The sequence below is a fragment of the Albidovulum salinarum genome (genome assembly GCF_025673475.1).
In the GTDB taxonomy this organism is placed as follows: domain Bacteria; phylum Pseudomonadota; class Alphaproteobacteria; order Rhodobacterales; family Rhodobacteraceae; genus Albidovulum; species Albidovulum salinarum.
In genome coordinates this window covers 152,724-166,275 of the sequence record NZ_JAOVQO010000003.1, presented here as the reverse complement: position 1 = coordinate 166,275, position 13,552 = coordinate 152,724, and the positions used below count along the sequence as shown (strand labels likewise).

At 68.2% G+C, this 13,552-nt stretch carries 13 protein-coding genes; 10 read left to right on the top strand and 3 right to left on the bottom strand.

Annotation, left to right across the window (positions count from 1 at the left end):
- Positions 1 to 85 precede the first annotated feature (85 nt).
- Positions 86 to 2,674, bottom strand: a complete 2,589-nt coding sequence (gene topA / locus OEZ60_RS04350) for a type I DNA topoisomerase (protein ID WP_263333584.1) — start codon at positions 2,672 to 2,674, stop codon at positions 86 to 88.
- Positions 2,675 to 2,886: 212 nt separating this feature from the next.
- Positions 2,887 to 4,011 carry a DNA-processing protein DprA gene (gene dprA, locus OEZ60_RS04345; RefSeq protein WP_263333582.1) on the bottom strand — a complete coding sequence of 375 codons (1,125 nt, stop codon included), beginning with the start codon at positions 4,009 to 4,011 and terminating at the stop codon, positions 2,887 to 2,889.
- Between the two features lie 153 nt (positions 4,012 to 4,164).
- Here dprA and OEZ60_RS04340 point away from each other — a divergent pair, with 153 nt between their 5' ends.
- The gene (locus tag OEZ60_RS04340; protein WP_263333580.1) at positions 4,165 to 4,530 is read left to right on the top strand and encodes a cupin domain-containing protein; all 366 of its coding nucleotides are present in this window, start codon (positions 4,165 to 4,167) and stop codon (positions 4,528 to 4,530) included.
- Between the two features lie 10 nt (positions 4,531 to 4,540).
- Here OEZ60_RS04340 and tldD read toward each other — a convergent pair whose 3' ends face one another.
- Positions 4,541 to 5,962: a metalloprotease TldD gene (gene tldD, locus OEZ60_RS04335; protein WP_263333578.1), complete on the bottom strand. Its 1,422-nt coding sequence runs from the start codon at positions 5,960 to 5,962 to the stop codon at positions 4,541 to 4,543.
- A 189-nt stretch (positions 5,963 to 6,151) separates the two neighbouring features.
- Between tldD and coxB the strand changes: the two genes are divergently transcribed.
- The 9 genes from coxB (at position 6,152) to OEZ60_RS04290 (ending at position 13,547) form a co-directional block, all read left to right on the top strand.
- Positions 6,152 to 7,015, top strand: a complete 864-nt coding sequence (gene coxB / locus OEZ60_RS04330; RefSeq protein WP_263333576.1) for a cytochrome c oxidase subunit II — start codon at positions 6,152 to 6,154, stop codon at positions 7,013 to 7,015.
- Positions 7,016 to 7,059: 44 nt separating this feature from the next.
- Positions 7,060 to 7,992 carry a heme o synthase gene (gene cyoE, locus OEZ60_RS04325; RefSeq protein ID WP_263333574.1) on the top strand — a complete coding sequence of 311 codons (933 nt, stop codon included), beginning with the start codon at positions 7,060 to 7,062 and terminating at the stop codon, positions 7,990 to 7,992.
- Entirely contained in the window at positions 7,992 to 8,156 is a 165-nt protein-coding gene (locus OEZ60_RS04320; protein ID WP_263333572.1) for a hypothetical protein, read from the top strand. The genes cyoE and OEZ60_RS04320 overlap by 1 nt, the downstream gene beginning before the upstream one ends.
- Positions 8,153 to 8,731 carry a cytochrome c oxidase assembly protein gene (locus OEZ60_RS04315; protein WP_263333570.1) on the top strand — a complete coding sequence of 193 codons (579 nt, stop codon included), beginning with the start codon at positions 8,153 to 8,155 and terminating at the stop codon, positions 8,729 to 8,731. The genes OEZ60_RS04320 and OEZ60_RS04315 overlap by 4 nt, the downstream gene beginning before the upstream one ends.
- A gap of 21 nt (positions 8,732 to 8,752) precedes the next feature.
- Positions 8,753 to 9,553 (top strand): cytochrome c oxidase subunit 3, encoded by an 801-nt coding sequence (locus OEZ60_RS04310; RefSeq protein WP_263333568.1) that lies wholly within the window; start codon positions 8,753 to 8,755, stop codon positions 9,551 to 9,553.
- A gap of 69 nt (positions 9,554 to 9,622) precedes the next feature.
- Complete coding sequence (locus OEZ60_RS04305; RefSeq protein WP_263333566.1) at positions 9,623 to 10,303, top strand: SURF1 family protein; 681 nt, start codon at positions 9,623 to 9,625, stop codon at positions 10,301 to 10,303.
- A 9-nt stretch (positions 10,304 to 10,312) separates the two neighbouring features.
- Entirely contained in the window at positions 10,313 to 11,704 is a 1,392-nt protein-coding gene (gene thrC, locus OEZ60_RS04300; protein ID WP_263333564.1) for a threonine synthase, read from the top strand.
- Entirely contained in the window at positions 11,701 to 12,963 is a 1,263-nt protein-coding gene (locus OEZ60_RS04295; protein WP_263333562.1) for a M16 family metallopeptidase, read from the top strand. Before thrC ends, OEZ60_RS04295 begins: the two co-directional genes overlap by 4 nt.
- Entirely contained in the window at positions 12,963 to 13,547 is a 585-nt protein-coding gene (locus tag OEZ60_RS04290; RefSeq protein ID WP_263333561.1) for a GNAT family N-acetyltransferase, read from the top strand. Before OEZ60_RS04295 ends, OEZ60_RS04290 begins: the two co-directional genes overlap by 1 nt.
- The last annotated feature ends 5 nt before the right edge of the window (positions 13,548 to 13,552 follow it).

The following is a 13,552-nucleotide window of genomic DNA, read 5'->3' as shown; positions in this document are numbered from 1 at the left end:
GCCGGGCAGGTTCGACAAATCACATAGTCTTGAATCGATACGGGGTCGCCGGTCGCCCGGACGCGCGGACGGCGCGAGCCGGGCCTCAGCCGGCTTTCGCCGCGCCCGCCTTCTTCTTCGTGGTCGTCGCCTTGGCGGAGGACTTCTTCGCGGGTGCTTTTCGCGCCGTCGCCGCCTTCTTCGGTGCCGCCTTCTTGCGCCCGCCGCCCTTCTTGGCGGCCTTCTCGGCGATCAGCGCTAGCGCCTCGTCGAAGGTGACGGCTTCAGGCACCATCTCCTTCGGCAGGGTGGCGTTGACCTTCTCCCATTTCACGTAAGGCCCGTAGCGGCCCGACATGACCTGGATCGCGCCGCCGTCGGGGTGGTCGCCAAGCTCGCGCAGCGGGGCGGGGGCGGAGCTTCCGCGGCCGCGGCTGGCCTTCTGGGCCAGAACTTCCACCGCGCGGTTCATGCCGACGGTGAAGACCTCCTCGACATCGGGCAGGTTGGCATAGACCTTGCCGTGCTTGACGTAAGGCCCGTAGCGGCCGATCCCGGCCTCGACCAGTTCGCCGTCCTCGGGATGCGGTCCGATCGGGCGCGGCAGGTCAAGAAGCATCAGCGCCCGCTCGAGGTCGAGCGTTTCGGCCGACCAGCCCTTCGGCAGGCTCGCGCGCGGCGGTTTCGGTGTCTCCTCGGTCGCCTCGCCGCGCTGGACATAAGGTCCGAAGCGGCCGATGCGAAGCGAGACCGGTTCGCCGTTCACGTCCTCGCCGAGTACCCGGTCGCCGCCCGCCTCGGTCTCGCCGTTCACCGCCGAAAGCGCGCGGGTGTAGCGGCAGTTCGGGTAGTTCGAGCAGCCGATGAAGGCGCCGCCGGAGCGCGCGGTCTTGAGGTTGAGCCGCCCCTCGCCGCAGGTCGGGCAGACGCGCGGGTCCGATCCATCGGCGCGCGGGGGATAGAGGTGCGGGGCGAGGAACTCGTCGATCTTCTCGAGCACCTCGCCGATCCTGAGATCGGCGGTCTCTGCGATGGCGGCGGTAAAGTCGCGCCAGAAGCGGGCAAGCACCTCCTTGTAATCCCGGTCTCCGGCTGAGATCTCGTCAAGCTCGTTCTCGAGATCGGCGGTGAAGTCGTATTCGACGTAGCGGCGGAAGAAGTTCGTCAGGAACGCGGTGACGAGCCGGCCCTTGTCCTCGGGGATGAGCCGGTTCTTGTCTTTCCGCACATAGTCGCGGTCCTGGATCGTGGTGACGATCGAGGCATAGGTGGAGGGCCGGCCGATGCCAAGCTCCTCCATCCTTTTGACGAGCGTGGCCTCCGTGTAGCGCGGCGGCGGCTGGGTGAAATGCTGCTCGGGGGCGATGGTGCGTTTGTCGGCCTTCTCACCTTCCATGATCTGCGGCAGGCGGGCGCCGTCCTCGTCGCCCTCCTCGTCGCGGCCCTCGTCATAGACCTTGAGGAAGCCGTCGAATTTCACGACCTGGCCGGTGGCGCGCAGCACGACCTCGCCGTCCTGGCTGGCGACGTCGACGGTGGTGCGTTCGAGCCGGGCGGCGGCCATCTGGCTCGCGATGGTGCGCTTCCAGATCAGGTCGTAGAGCTTCCTCTGCTCGCCCTCGACCTTGAGCTTGTCGGGTGAGAGGCCCATGTCGGTCGGCCGGATGCATTCATGCGCTTCCTGCGCGTTCTTGGCCTTGTTCTTGTACATCCGCGGGCTGTCGGGGACGTAATCCGCGCCGAAGCGACGCTTGATCTCGTCGCGCGCGGCCATCACCGCCTCGGGCGCCATGTCGATGCCGTCGGTCCGCATGTAGGTGATGTGGCCGGCCTCGTAGAGCCGCTGCGCGGCGGCCATCGTCGCCTTGGCGCCCATGCCGAACTTGCGGGAGGCCTCCTGCTGCAGGGTCGAGGTCATGAAGGGTGCGTAGGGATTGCGGCTCGCGGGTTTCGCCTCCACCGATTTCACCGTGAGGTCGCGCGAGGTGATCGCCTGCACGGCAAGCTCGGCGGCGGTCTCGTTGGCGAGGTCGAACTTGTCGAGCTTCTTGCCGCCGAGGACGGTCAGGCGGGCCTGGAACTCCTGCCCGCGCGGGGTGGCGAGCGTCGCGGTGACGGTCCAGTATTCGCGCGCCTTGAAGGCTTCGATCTCGAGCTCGCGCTCGACGATGAGGCGGAGGCACACCGACTGGACGCGGCCGGCCGACTTGGCGCCGGGGAGCTTGCGCCAGAGCACGGGCGAGAGGTTGAAGCCGACGAGGTAGTCGAGCGCGCGGCGGGCGAGATAGGCCTCGACCAGCGCCCCGTCGACATCGCGCGGCTTGGCCATCGCCTCGGTCACGGCGGCCTTGGTGATCGCATTGAAGGTGACGCGGCGGACGGTCTTGCCCTTCTTGAGGCTCGAGGCGAGCGCCTCCTTCAGGTGCCACGAGATCGCTTCGCCCTCGCGGTCGGGGTCGGTGGCGAGGATCAGCGTGTCGTCGGATTTCAGCGCCTCGGCGATGGCGCGGACATGTTTTCGGCTGTCGCTCGCGACCTCCCATTTCATGTCGAATCCCTCGTCGGGATCGACCGATCCGTCCTTTGGCGGCAGGTCGCGGACATGGCCATAGGAAGCGAGAACGGTGTAGTCGGAACCGAGATACTTGTTGATTGTCTTGGCCTTGGCGGGGGATTCTACGACGACGACGGCCATGACTTCCTCTTGTAAACGGATTGTCTGCTCTGGGCGCGTTACATGGGCGGCAAGGGCGGGGCTTGTCAATGACCGGCCGCTTGGCGGCGCTGCGCCGGGGGTGGGGAGGGCGTCGGGGGCGCTGCCCCCGCCCCGGACCAGGTCCGGGGCTCCCCCGGGATATTTTTGGCAAGATGAAGGGCGCGACGCGGCCTTGGGGCGGGGTCGATGGATCAGTCGAGGCGCGACAGGAGGCCGCCGGGCTGGCGCTGGATGCGGCCTTCGAGTTCAAGCGCCAGGAGTTCGGGGGCGATGGTGGCGCTCGGCAGGGCGAGGTCGCGGATGAGCTGGTCCTCGGCCACCGGGCTCGGCCCGAGGCGGTCGAGGATCTGGCGGTGGAGCGTCGCCATGTCGCGCCATGTGCGCTGCGGCTCCGGTTCGGGGGCGGTGCGTTCGGTGCGTTCGGGGGCGGCGGCGAGGGGGGCCAGCGCGGCGAGCACGTCCTCGGCGCCGCGCACCAGTGTCGCGCCGTCGCGGAGCAGCAGGTTGCAGCCCGCGGCGCGGCCGTCGAAGGGATGGCCCGGCACGGCGAGCACGTCGCGGCCCTGGTCGAGCGCCAGCCGGGCGGTGATCAGGCTGCCCGAGCGCGCCGCGGCTTCCACCACCACCACGGCACGGGCGAGGCCGGAGATGATGCGGTTGCGCAGGGGAAAGTGCCGGGCCTGCGGTTCGAGCCCGATGGGCTGTTCGGAGAGCCGCAGGCCCCTGAGTGCAATCTCGGAGGCGAGGGCGGCGTTTTCGGCCGGGTAGGTCACGTCGACGCCGCCCGCCATCACCGCGACGGTGCCCGTGGGCAGCGCCGCCGCATGGGCAGCGGTGTCGACGCCGCGGGCAAGGCCGGAGACGACGGTGACGCCTGCCGCGCCAAGCCCCTCGGCGAGCTTCCGCGCCATCCGCAGCCCGAGAGAGGATGCGTTGCGGGCGCCGACGAGTGCCACCATCGGGCGGGAGAGAAGCGCGGGGTCGCCGAGGCACCACAGCACCGGAGGCGCGTCGGCAAGCTCGGCGAGGGCGCGGGGATAGGCGGGGTCGTGGCGGCAGAGGAGCCGCGCGCCGGCGGCCGTGCCGGCCTGGTATTCCTTTAGGATGACGGGTTCGGGGCAGGGTTCGTAGCCCTGGACGCCCGCCGCCTTAGCGATCCCGGGCAGGGCGTGGAGGGCCGCCTCGGCGGAGCCGTATTCGCCGATCAGCCGCCAGAAGGTCACGGCGCCGACCCGGCGGGAGCGAATGAGGCGGAGCCACGACAGCCTGTCGTCTTCCTTGGTGGGTGGGGTGAAGGGGGTGGGGTAAGATAACAAACCTTTATCCCTCGTGCCTTCGCCTCATTCGCAAGGCCACTTTGCGGGCTCAAGGTTAATCATCGGTTACGATTCGCGACGATTTGCGGAAGATGCGAAAAAAGTTCTCCTAGAGCGGGCCGATACGATCACGCAGGGGGAAAGGGTTTCACGATGCAACTGTTTCATCTCACCGAGGACGAGAACGGCGTGTCGCATTTCGGCGATGCCGGAATCGCTCTGGCCATGCGCGACTTCGCGCCGCCGGCTCCGCCGCTCCTTCTGTCGGAAGCGGAGGTGGCACGCGCGCTTGTCTACCTGACGCTTCCGGCCGGCTGGGGCGGGGCGAAGCACCGCTCTCCGCGCCGCCAGGTCGCGTTCTGCCTGAGCGGCAGGCTCAGGGTCGAGGCCGGCGACGGCGAGGTCCGGGAGATCGGCCCGGGCGGCATATGGCGCATGGAGGACGTCGCCGGCAGCGGCCACACGACCGCCGTGCTCGGCGACGAGGAGGTGCGGCTGGCGATCGTCCAGCTCGAGTGACGGGCGCGGCTCAGGCCGCCGAGCCGCCGACCGTGAGCCCGCCGATCAGGAGCGTCGGCTGGCCGACGCCGACCGGCACCCATTGCCCGGCCTTGCCACAATTGCCGACGCCGGGATCGAGCTTCATGTCGTTGCCGATCGCGCGGATGTTCTTCATCGCGGTCGCGCCGTCGCCGATCAGGGTCGCGCCTTTGACCGGCTCGCCGACGACGCCGTTCTTCACCCGGTAGGCCTCGGTGCAGGAAAAGACGAACTTGCCGTTGGTGATGTCGACCTGGCCGCCGCCGAAGCCGACCGCGTAGATGCCGTCCGTGACCTCGGCCACGACGTCTTCGGGGCGGGCCGCGCCGCCGAGCATGTAGGTGTTCGTCATCCGCGGCATCGGGATATGGGCGAAGCTCTCGCGCCGGCCGTTGCCGGTCGGCGCCGCGCCCATCAGCCGGGCGTTCTGGCGGTCCTGCATGTAGCCCACGAGCACGCCGTCCTCGATCAGCACGTTCTTGCCCGAGGGGGTGCCCTCGTCGTCGACGCTGATCGAGCCGCGGCGGTCGGGGATGGTGCCGTCGTCGAGCACGGTCACGCCCTTCGCGGCCACCTGCTGCCCCATGAGACCGGCAAAAGCGGACGTCTTCTTGCGGTTGAAATCGCCCTCGAGCCCGTGGCCGACCGCCTCGTGGAGGAGAATGCCGGGCCAGCCGGCGCCGAGCGCCACGTCCATCACGCCGGCCGGCGCTGCCACCGCGCGCAGGTTGACGAGCGCGATCCGGAGCGCCTCGCGCGCTGTCGCCTGCCAGTGCTCGGCGGTCATCAGGCCGGTCAGGCCGGAGCGCCCGCCGCTGCCGTGGCCGCCGGATTCGCGGCGGCCGTTTTCCTCGACGATGACCGAGACGTTGAGCCGCGTCATCGGGCGGATGTCGGAGACGAGGCCGCCCTCGGGCCGGAGGATGAAGACCTCTTGCAAGGACGCCGCGATCGTCGCCGAGACCTGCACCACGCGGGGATCGAGGGCGCGGGCGAAGGCGTCGATCTCGCGCAGGGTCTCGACCTTGAGCCCGAAGCCCGCGTCGGCCATCGGGTCGGCGTCGGTGTAGAGCTTCACGTTGGTGCCCGCGGGCGGCGGCGCCATCACGCCGCCGCCGTCGCCGACGGCAAGCCGCGCGGTCTCGGCGGCGCGCCTCAGCGCCGATTCGGAAACCTCGGTGGAATGAGCGTATCCCGCGACCTCGCCGTTCACCGCGCGCAGTCCGAAACCCTCGGACGCGTCGTAGCTCGCGTTGCGCAGGCGGCCGTCGTCGAAGACCAGGGCCTCGGAGCGGCGGCGTTCGAGGAAGAGCTCGCCATCCTCGGCGCCCTGCGTCGCCTCTCGCAGAATCGCCAGCGCGCGGTCGGGGTCGAGATGGGTCTCGAACGGGGAAAACCGGGTGTCTGACATTGTCACTTCCGTCGCTGTCCTTGATTTCGATCAAAAAGCGGCGCTTGGCCGCGATGGTTTCACTTGTCGCATTGTCACTAATATGATTTGACGAAGCCCGGATACAACCGGTCCGGCCCGCGGTTTACTCGGGGATCGTACCGGCACTGGAAGCGGCAGGACAAGCCGCGGCAGGAACGGGAACACGATATGCGCTTTGCGACCAATCTTTCCGGCCTCGGGGCCGCCCTCACCGCCACATTCGCGGCCACCGTGGTCCGGGCCCAGGACGGGATCACCGGGCTCGAGATCGTCGGCAAGCCGGTCGCCGACGGCACCGGCTTCCAGCCGGCGGCGACCGAGCTCGCGCGCGACCAGCAATGGCTCGACGGGATGCTGCTTTGGCTCTGCATCGGAGTCGTCGCGCTGGTGATGGGGCTCTTGCTGGCGGTCATCCTGCGCTACAACAGCCGCGCCAACCCGACACCGGCCCGGTTCACCCACAACACGCCGCTGGAAATCGTCTGGACGCTGATCCCGGTCCTGATCCTCGTGGTCTTGGGCGCGTTCTCGCTGCCGATCCTCTTCAAGCAGCAGGAGATCCCGGAAGGCGACGTGGTGATCAAGGCCATCGGTAACCAGTGGTTCTGGTCCTACGAATACCCCGACGAGGGCATTGCCTTCGACAGCTTCATGCTCGGCCGCGACGGGCTCGAGGCGGCCGGCTACAGCCAGGACGAATACCTCCTCGCGACCGATACCGCGGTCGTGGTGCCGGTCGGCAAGGACATCGTGGTTCAGGTCACCGCCGCCGACGTGATCCATGCCTGGACGATCCCGGCCTTCGCGGTGAAGCAGGACGGCGTGCCGGGCCGGATCGCGGAGCTCTGGTTCAACGCCGACCGTGAGGGCATCTATTTCGGCCAGTGCTCGGAGCTTTGCGGCAAGGACCACACCTACATGCCGATCACCGTCAAGGTGGTGAGCCAGGAGGTCTATGACGACTGGGTGGCGCGGACCAAGACCGCGGGTCTCGGCACCTCGGCGCCGGTCGAGGTGGCTTCGGCCAACTGACGGAGAGGCGCGCGGAGACGCGCGCCGCCAAGGGGAGGGGAGCGATGAGCGATCTGAGCGCCGTTGACCACGGGCAGGAGGCGGGCTTCGGCGATTACGTCCAGCTCCTGAAGCCGCGTGTGATGTCGCTCGTCGTCTTCACCGCGATGGTCGGGCTGATCGTGGCGCCGGTGTCGGTGCATCCCTTTGTCGCCTTCACCGCGATCCTCTTCATCGCGCTCGGCGGGGGGGCCTCGGGTGCCCTCAACATGTGGTACGACGCCGACATCGACCGCGTGATGCGGCGCACCCAGAGCCGCCCGGTCCCGGCCGGACGGGTCGGCGCTGGCGAGGCGCTCGGTCTCGGGCTCGCGCTCTCGGTCCTCTCCTGCCTGATGCTGGGCTTGGCCGCGAACTGGTTCGCGGGCGCGTTCCTCGCCTTCACGATCTTCTTCTACGTCGTCGTCTACACGATGTGGCTGAAGCGGCGGACGCCGCAGAACATCGTGATCGGCGGTGCGGCGGGGGCCTTCCCGCCGATGATCGGCTGGGCCGTGGCCACCGGCGGTGTCAGCGTCGAGAGCGTGCTGATGTTCGCGCTGATCTTCATGTGGACGCCGCCGCATTTCTGGGCGTTGGCGCTGTTCATGAAGGACGACTATTCCCGCGCCGGCGTGCCGATGCTGACCGTGACCCACGGCCGCGCCGCCACGCGCAAGCACATCCTCGTCTACACGCTGCTGCTCGCCCCGTTCCCGGTGGCGCTCGCGCTCACCTCGATCGGCGGGCCGGTGACGCTGGTCACGGCGCTCGTGCTCAACGCGCTCTTCATCCGGGGGGCTGTCCGCATCTCCCGGCGCGACGACGCGGCGGCTGAGGCCGATGGCTACCGGGCCGAGAAGGCGTTCTTCCGGTTCTCGCTCGCCTATCTGTTCCTGCATTTCGGCGCGCTCCTCGTCGAGGCGAGCCTTGCGCCCTTCGGGCTAGGAGGCTGGTGATGGCGATCCGTCAGGCACATGAGATCCACGGTCGCCGCCTTGGCCGGAACCTCGGCCTCGGGCTGGTGCTCGCCGTCTTCGTCGCGCTGGTCTTCGGGCTGACGGTGGTCAAGATCTCGCATCTGAAGGAAGGCAAGCTGCCCGCTGCGGAGGCCTCGCAATGAGCGTGCCCCGGAGCAACGGCCGGATCGCCGCGATGCTTGCGGGTGTCGTCCTGACGATGGGCGTTCTGGCCTGGGCGGCGGTGCCGTTCTATTCCTGGTTCTGCCAGGTCACCGGCTACGGCGGCACGCCGAGCGTGAGGGCCGAGAACGCGGGCGAGGTGCTCGACGAGATCGTGACGGTGCGCTTCGACGCCAATACCGCGCCCGACATGCCGTGGGAGTTCCACCCCAAGCAGACCGAGATGAAACTCAAGATCGGCGAGACCGGGATGGCCTTCTACGAGGCCTACAACCCGACCGACAAGCCGGTCGCGGGCACGGCGAGCTACAATGTCGCCCCCGACCTCGCGGGCTACTACTTCTCCAAGATCCAGTGCTTCTGCTTCACCGAACAGGTGTTGCAGCCCGGCGAGCGGATCGAGATGCCGGTCGTCTTCTATGTCGATCCGGAGCTGGTGAAGGACCGCGACGCGGGCTCGATCCGCAACATCACGCTGAGCTACACCTTCTTCAAGACCGAATTGCCCGAGGCGCAGGCGGCTTTGTCGCCCGCCGGGGGTGAAAACTATAACTGAGGCCCAATCAGGGAAACCGACATGGCGCACGCTAAGAATCACGACTACCACATCCTCAAGCCCTCGCTCTGGCCGCTCCTGGGCGCCGTCGGTGCCTTCGTCATGCTGTTCGGCGCGGTCCTGTGGATGAAGGGCATCACGCCGTTCATGTTCCTCGCCGGCCTCGTGCTGGTCCTCTATGTCATGTACGGCTGGTGGGCCGAAGTCGTGCACGAGGGCAACACCGGTGACCACACCCCGGTCGTCCGCATCGGCCTGCGCTACGGCTTCATCCTGTTCATCATGTCCGAGGTGATGTTCTTCTCGGCGTGGTTCTGGACCTTCTTCAAGCACGCGCTCTACCCGATGACCGAGGGCTCGCCCGCGATCGACGGTGTCTGGCCGCCGGCCGGGATCGAGACCTTCGACCCCTGGCACCTGCCCCTGATCAACACGCTGATCCTGCTCTGCTCGGGGGCGGCGGCGACCTGGGCGCACCATGCGATCGCGCATGAGAACAACCGCAAGGACATGATCTGGGGCCTCGCGCTGGCCTGCGGCCTCGGCGCGCTCTTCACCTTCTTCCAGGCCTTCGAATACAGCCACGCCGCCTTCGGCTTCGCCGGCAACATCTATGGTGCGTCGTTCTTCATGGCGACCGGCTTCCACGGCGCGCACGTGATCATCGGGACGATCTTCCTCCTGGTCTGCATGATCCGCGCGATGAAGGGCGACTTCACGCCCGAGCAGCATGTCGGCTTCGAAGCCGCCGCCTGGTACTGGCACTTCGTCGACGTGGTCTGGCTGTTCCTCTTCGCCGCGATCTACATTTGGGGCGCCTGATCCGGCAGCCCTGACGGAAATCACGGACGCGGGGGGCAAACGCTCCCCGCGTTTCGCTTTGAGGACCCCATGAACCGCGCTCTCTCCGCCCTGATCCTCGGTGCCCTGGGCATCGCCGTTCTGCTGTCGCTCGGCGTCTGGCAGCTCCGACGGCTTGCCTGGAAGGAGGGCGTGATCGCCGCCATCGAGGCGCAGATCGGTGCGGATCCGGTTCGGCTCTCGACGATCGCCGCGCCGGATCCGGCGGCCGATCTCTATCGGCCGGTCACGGTTTCTGGGCGCACCACGGGCGAGGAACTTCTGGTTCTCTCCGGCCGGAAGGGCGAGGGCGCGGGGTTCGAGGTGATCGCGGTTTTCGAGACCGACGACGGCAAGCGCGTGCTGCTCGACCGCGGCTTCGTTCCCGAGGCGGCGCGGGACGATGCCCGCCCAGCGGTGGCGCTCGAGGTCACCGGCAACCTGCACTGGCCCAGGGAGGCCGACAGCTACACCCCTCCGCCCGACGCCGCCACCGGGCTCTGGTTTGCCCGCGACGTGGCGGCGATGTCTGAAAACGTCAACACTATGCCGCTTCTTGTCGTTGCCCGCAAAGTGACCGGCGATGCCCAAGGTATCGTCCCGGTGCCGGTCGACACCTCCTCCATCCCGAACGACCACCGCCAGTACGCGATCACCTGGTTTTCGCTGGCAGGCGTCTGGGCGGGGATGACAGGGTTTCTTCTCTGGCGTATCAGGCAGCGGACCGATTGAGGAACTGACATGCGCTACATCTCGACGCGGGGAGAGGCCCCGGTTCTTGGCTTTGGCGAGGCGATGCTGACCGGGCTCGCCCGTGACGGCGGGCTCTATGTGCCTGAGACGATCCCGACGCTTTCGGCTGACGAGATCCGGGCGCTCGGCGGGCTCTCCTACGAGGAGGCCGCGTTCCGGGTGATGCGGCCCTTCGTCGGCGACGCCTTCACCGACGATGAGTTCAAGAGCGCCATCGCCAGGGCCTACGCGGGCTTCGGCCACAGCGCGCGCGCGCCGCTCGTGCAGCTCGCGCCCAACCATTTCCTGCTGGAGCTGTTCCACGGGCCCACGCTCGCGTTCAAGGATTTCGCGATGCAGCTCATCGGCCAGCTCTTCCAGATCGCGCTGGGGCGCGAGGGCAGGCGGGTGACCATCGTCGGCGCGACCTCCGGCGATACCGGCTCGGCGGCGATCGAGGCGTACCGCGGCCTCGACAATGTCGACGTCTTCATCCTCTTCCCCGAGGGCCGCGTCTCGGAAGTGCAGCGCCGGCAGATGACGACGCCGGCCGAGGCCAATGTCCACGCGCTCGCGCTTCATGGCGATTTCGACGATTGCCAGGCGCGGCTCAAGGACATGTTCAACCATTTCGAGTTCCGCGACGCGGTGGGGCTTGCCGGCGTCAACTCGATCAACTGGGCGCGGGTGCTGGCGCAGGTCGTCTACTACTTCACCTCGGCGGTGTCCCTGGGCGCGCCCGACCGCAAGGTGAGCTTCACCGTCCCCACCGGCAATTTCGGCGACATCTTCGCGGGCTACATCGCCAAGCGCATGGGCCTGCCGATCGACCGGCTGGTGATTGCCACCAACCAGAACGACATCCTGCACCGCTGCCTGACCACCGGGCGCTACGAGATGGACGGAGTGAAGCCTTCGATCTCGCCGTCGATGGATATCCAGATCTCCTCGAACTTCGAACGCGCGCTCTTCGACGCCTATGGCCGCGACGGCGGGGCGGTGGCGAAGCTCATGGCCGAGATGAAGGAGACGGGCGGCTTTACCGTGAGCCAGGGTGCGCTTGAGACCCTGCGCGAGCTTTTCGCCTCGGGCCGCGTGTCGGAAGAGGAGACGCTCGCCACAATCGCGGCGATGCACAAGGCGACTGGCGAACTTCTCTGCCCGCATACGGCTGTCGGCGTCGCGGTGGCGGAGGCCCACCGGGACGAAGCCGTGCCGATGATCACGCTCTCGACCGCGCATCCGGCGAAGTTCCCCGATGCGGTCGAAAAAGCCACGGGTCAGCGCCCGGGGCTGCCCGAACGCATGGCCGACCTTTTCTCGCGCCCCGAACGTGTTACATCTGTGCCGAACGACCTCGCCCGGCTGGAGGCGATGGTCCATGAAAGGCGCAAGGTTTGACGACCCAACTGACGACGCTGCCCAACGGCCTCAGGATCGTGACCGAGCGGATGCCGGGGCTCGCCTCGGCGGCCATCGGCCTCTGGCTGACGGCGGGCGGGCGGCATGAACGGCCCGAGCAGAACGGCATCGCGCATTTCCTCGAACACATGGCCTTCAAGGGGACGAAGCGGCGTTCGGCGCTGCAGATCGCCGAGGAGATCGAGGACGTGGGCGGCTACATCAACGCCTATACCTCGCGCGAGATGACCGCTTACTACGCGCGGGTGCTGGAGGCCGACGTGCCCTTGGCACTCGACGTCATCTCCGACATCGTGCTCAATCCGGTCTTCGATCCGAAGGAGATCGAGGTCGAGCGGCATGTGATCCTGCAGGAGATCGGCCAGGCGCTCGACACGCCCGACGACATCATCTTCGACTGGCTGCAGGAGGCGGCCTTCCCGGACCAGGCGATGGGGCGCACGATCCTCGGCCCGGCCGAGCGGGTCTCGACCTTCGGACGCGGGGATCTGACGACTTTCGTGGGCGAGCATTACGGGCCTGACCAGATGATCCTTTCCGCCGCCGGGGCGGTCGATCACGATGCCATCGTCAAGGCGGCCGAGGCGATCTTCGGCGGGCTGAAGCCGGTCGGTAGCGGGCTGATCCAGCCCGCGCGCTGGTCGGTGGGCGAGCGGCGCGAGGTCAAGGAACTGGAGCAGGTCCATTTCGCGATGGGCTTTGAGTCGCCCTCGGTGCGCGACGCCGATTTCTACACCGCGCAGGTCTACACGACCGCGCTCGGCGGCGGCATGTCCTCGCGGCTCTTCCAGAAGATCCGCGAGGAGCGGGGGCTCTGCTACTCGATCTATGCCCAGGCCGGGGCCTATGACGACACCGGCATGATGACGATCTATGCCGGCACCTCGGCCGAGGAGATCGGCGATCTCTGCGGGCTGACGATGGACGAATTGAAGCGCGCCGCCGACGACATGAGCGAGGCGGAGATCCTGCGGGCCCGGGCGCAGATGAAGGCGGGGCTCCTGATGGGGCTCGAAAGCCCCTCGGGCCGGGCCGAGCGGATGGCGCGGCATGTCTCGATCTGGGGCCGGGTCCAGAGCGTGGCCGAGACCACGGCCGAGATCGACGCGGTGAGCTGCGGCGCCGTGCGCGCCTTCGCCGAGCGTCTCGCCGGAGGGGCGACCACGGCGCTCGCGCTCTACGGCCCGGTGGAGGCGGCGCCGGCGCTCGGCCAGCTTCGTGAAAGGCTCGCCGCCTGATGTTCTTCGGGCGGCGCAGGGTCCGGATCGAGACCGAGCGGATGAGCCTGCGCCTGCCCGCGCATTCCGACTACCGCGACTGGGTGTCCCTGCGCGAGCAGAGCCGCGCGTTCCTGACGCCGTGGGAGCCGTCCTGGTCGCCCGACCACCTTACGCGCAAGGCCTTCACCAACCGCGTCTACTGGGCGCAGCGCGCCCAGTCCGGCGGCACCGCGCTGCCGCTGTTCCTGGTCCGGCGCGACGACGAGACCTTCCTCGGTGCGGTGACGGTCGACAACATCCGCCGGGGGCCGGCTCAGGCGGCGACGATCGGTTACTGGATCGGCGCCAACCATGCGCGGCAGGGCTACATGGCCGAGGCTTTGCGCGCGGTGATCCACCATTGCTTCACCGAGCTCGACCTCTCGCGGCTCGAAAGCGCCTGCCTGCCGGAGAACCTCGCCTCGCGCGGGGTGCTGGAGAAATGCGGCTACAAGTACGAGGGCGTGGCGCAGAGCTACCTGCAGATCAACGGCCGCTGGCGCAACCATGTGCTCTACGCCAACCTGCGCGGCGACCGGCGCGGGCGGACCGAGGCAGGCTGAGCCGC

Bases quoted from the DNA above. Each gene is read 5' to 3' on its own strand.
- OEZ60_RS04305 (WP_263333566.1), top strand. From the start codon at position 9,623: ATGAACCGCGCTCTCTCCGCCCTGATCCTCGGTGCCCTGGGCATCGCC.
- topA (WP_263333584.1), bottom strand. From the start codon at position 2,674: ATGGCCGTCGTCGTCGTAGAATCCCCCGCCAAGGCCAAGACAATCAAC.
- OEZ60_RS04320 (WP_263333572.1), top strand. From the start codon at position 7,992: ATGGCGATCCGTCAGGCACATGAGATCCACGGTCGCCGCCTTGGCCGG.
- coxB (WP_263333576.1), top strand. From the start codon at position 6,152: ATGCGCTTTGCGACCAATCTTTCCGGCCTCGGGGCCGCCCTCACCGCC.
- OEZ60_RS04290 (WP_263333561.1), top strand. From the start codon at position 12,963: ATGTTCTTCGGGCGGCGCAGGGTCCGGATCGAGACCGAGCGGATGAGC.
- tldD (WP_263333578.1), bottom strand. From the start codon at position 5,962: ATGTCAGACACCCGGTTTTCCCCGTTCGAGACCCATCTCGACCCCGAC.
- thrC (WP_263333564.1), top strand. From the start codon at position 10,313: ATGCGCTACATCTCGACGCGGGGAGAGGCCCCGGTTCTTGGCTTTGGC.
- OEZ60_RS04310 (WP_263333568.1), top strand. From the start codon at position 8,753: ATGGCGCACGCTAAGAATCACGACTACCACATCCTCAAGCCCTCGCTC.
- OEZ60_RS04340 (WP_263333580.1), top strand. From the start codon at position 4,165: ATGCAACTGTTTCATCTCACCGAGGACGAGAACGGCGTGTCGCATTTC.
- OEZ60_RS04315 (WP_263333570.1), top strand. From the start codon at position 8,153: ATGAGCGTGCCCCGGAGCAACGGCCGGATCGCCGCGATGCTTGCGGGT.
- cyoE (WP_263333574.1), top strand. From the start codon at position 7,060: ATGAGCGATCTGAGCGCCGTTGACCACGGGCAGGAGGCGGGCTTCGGC.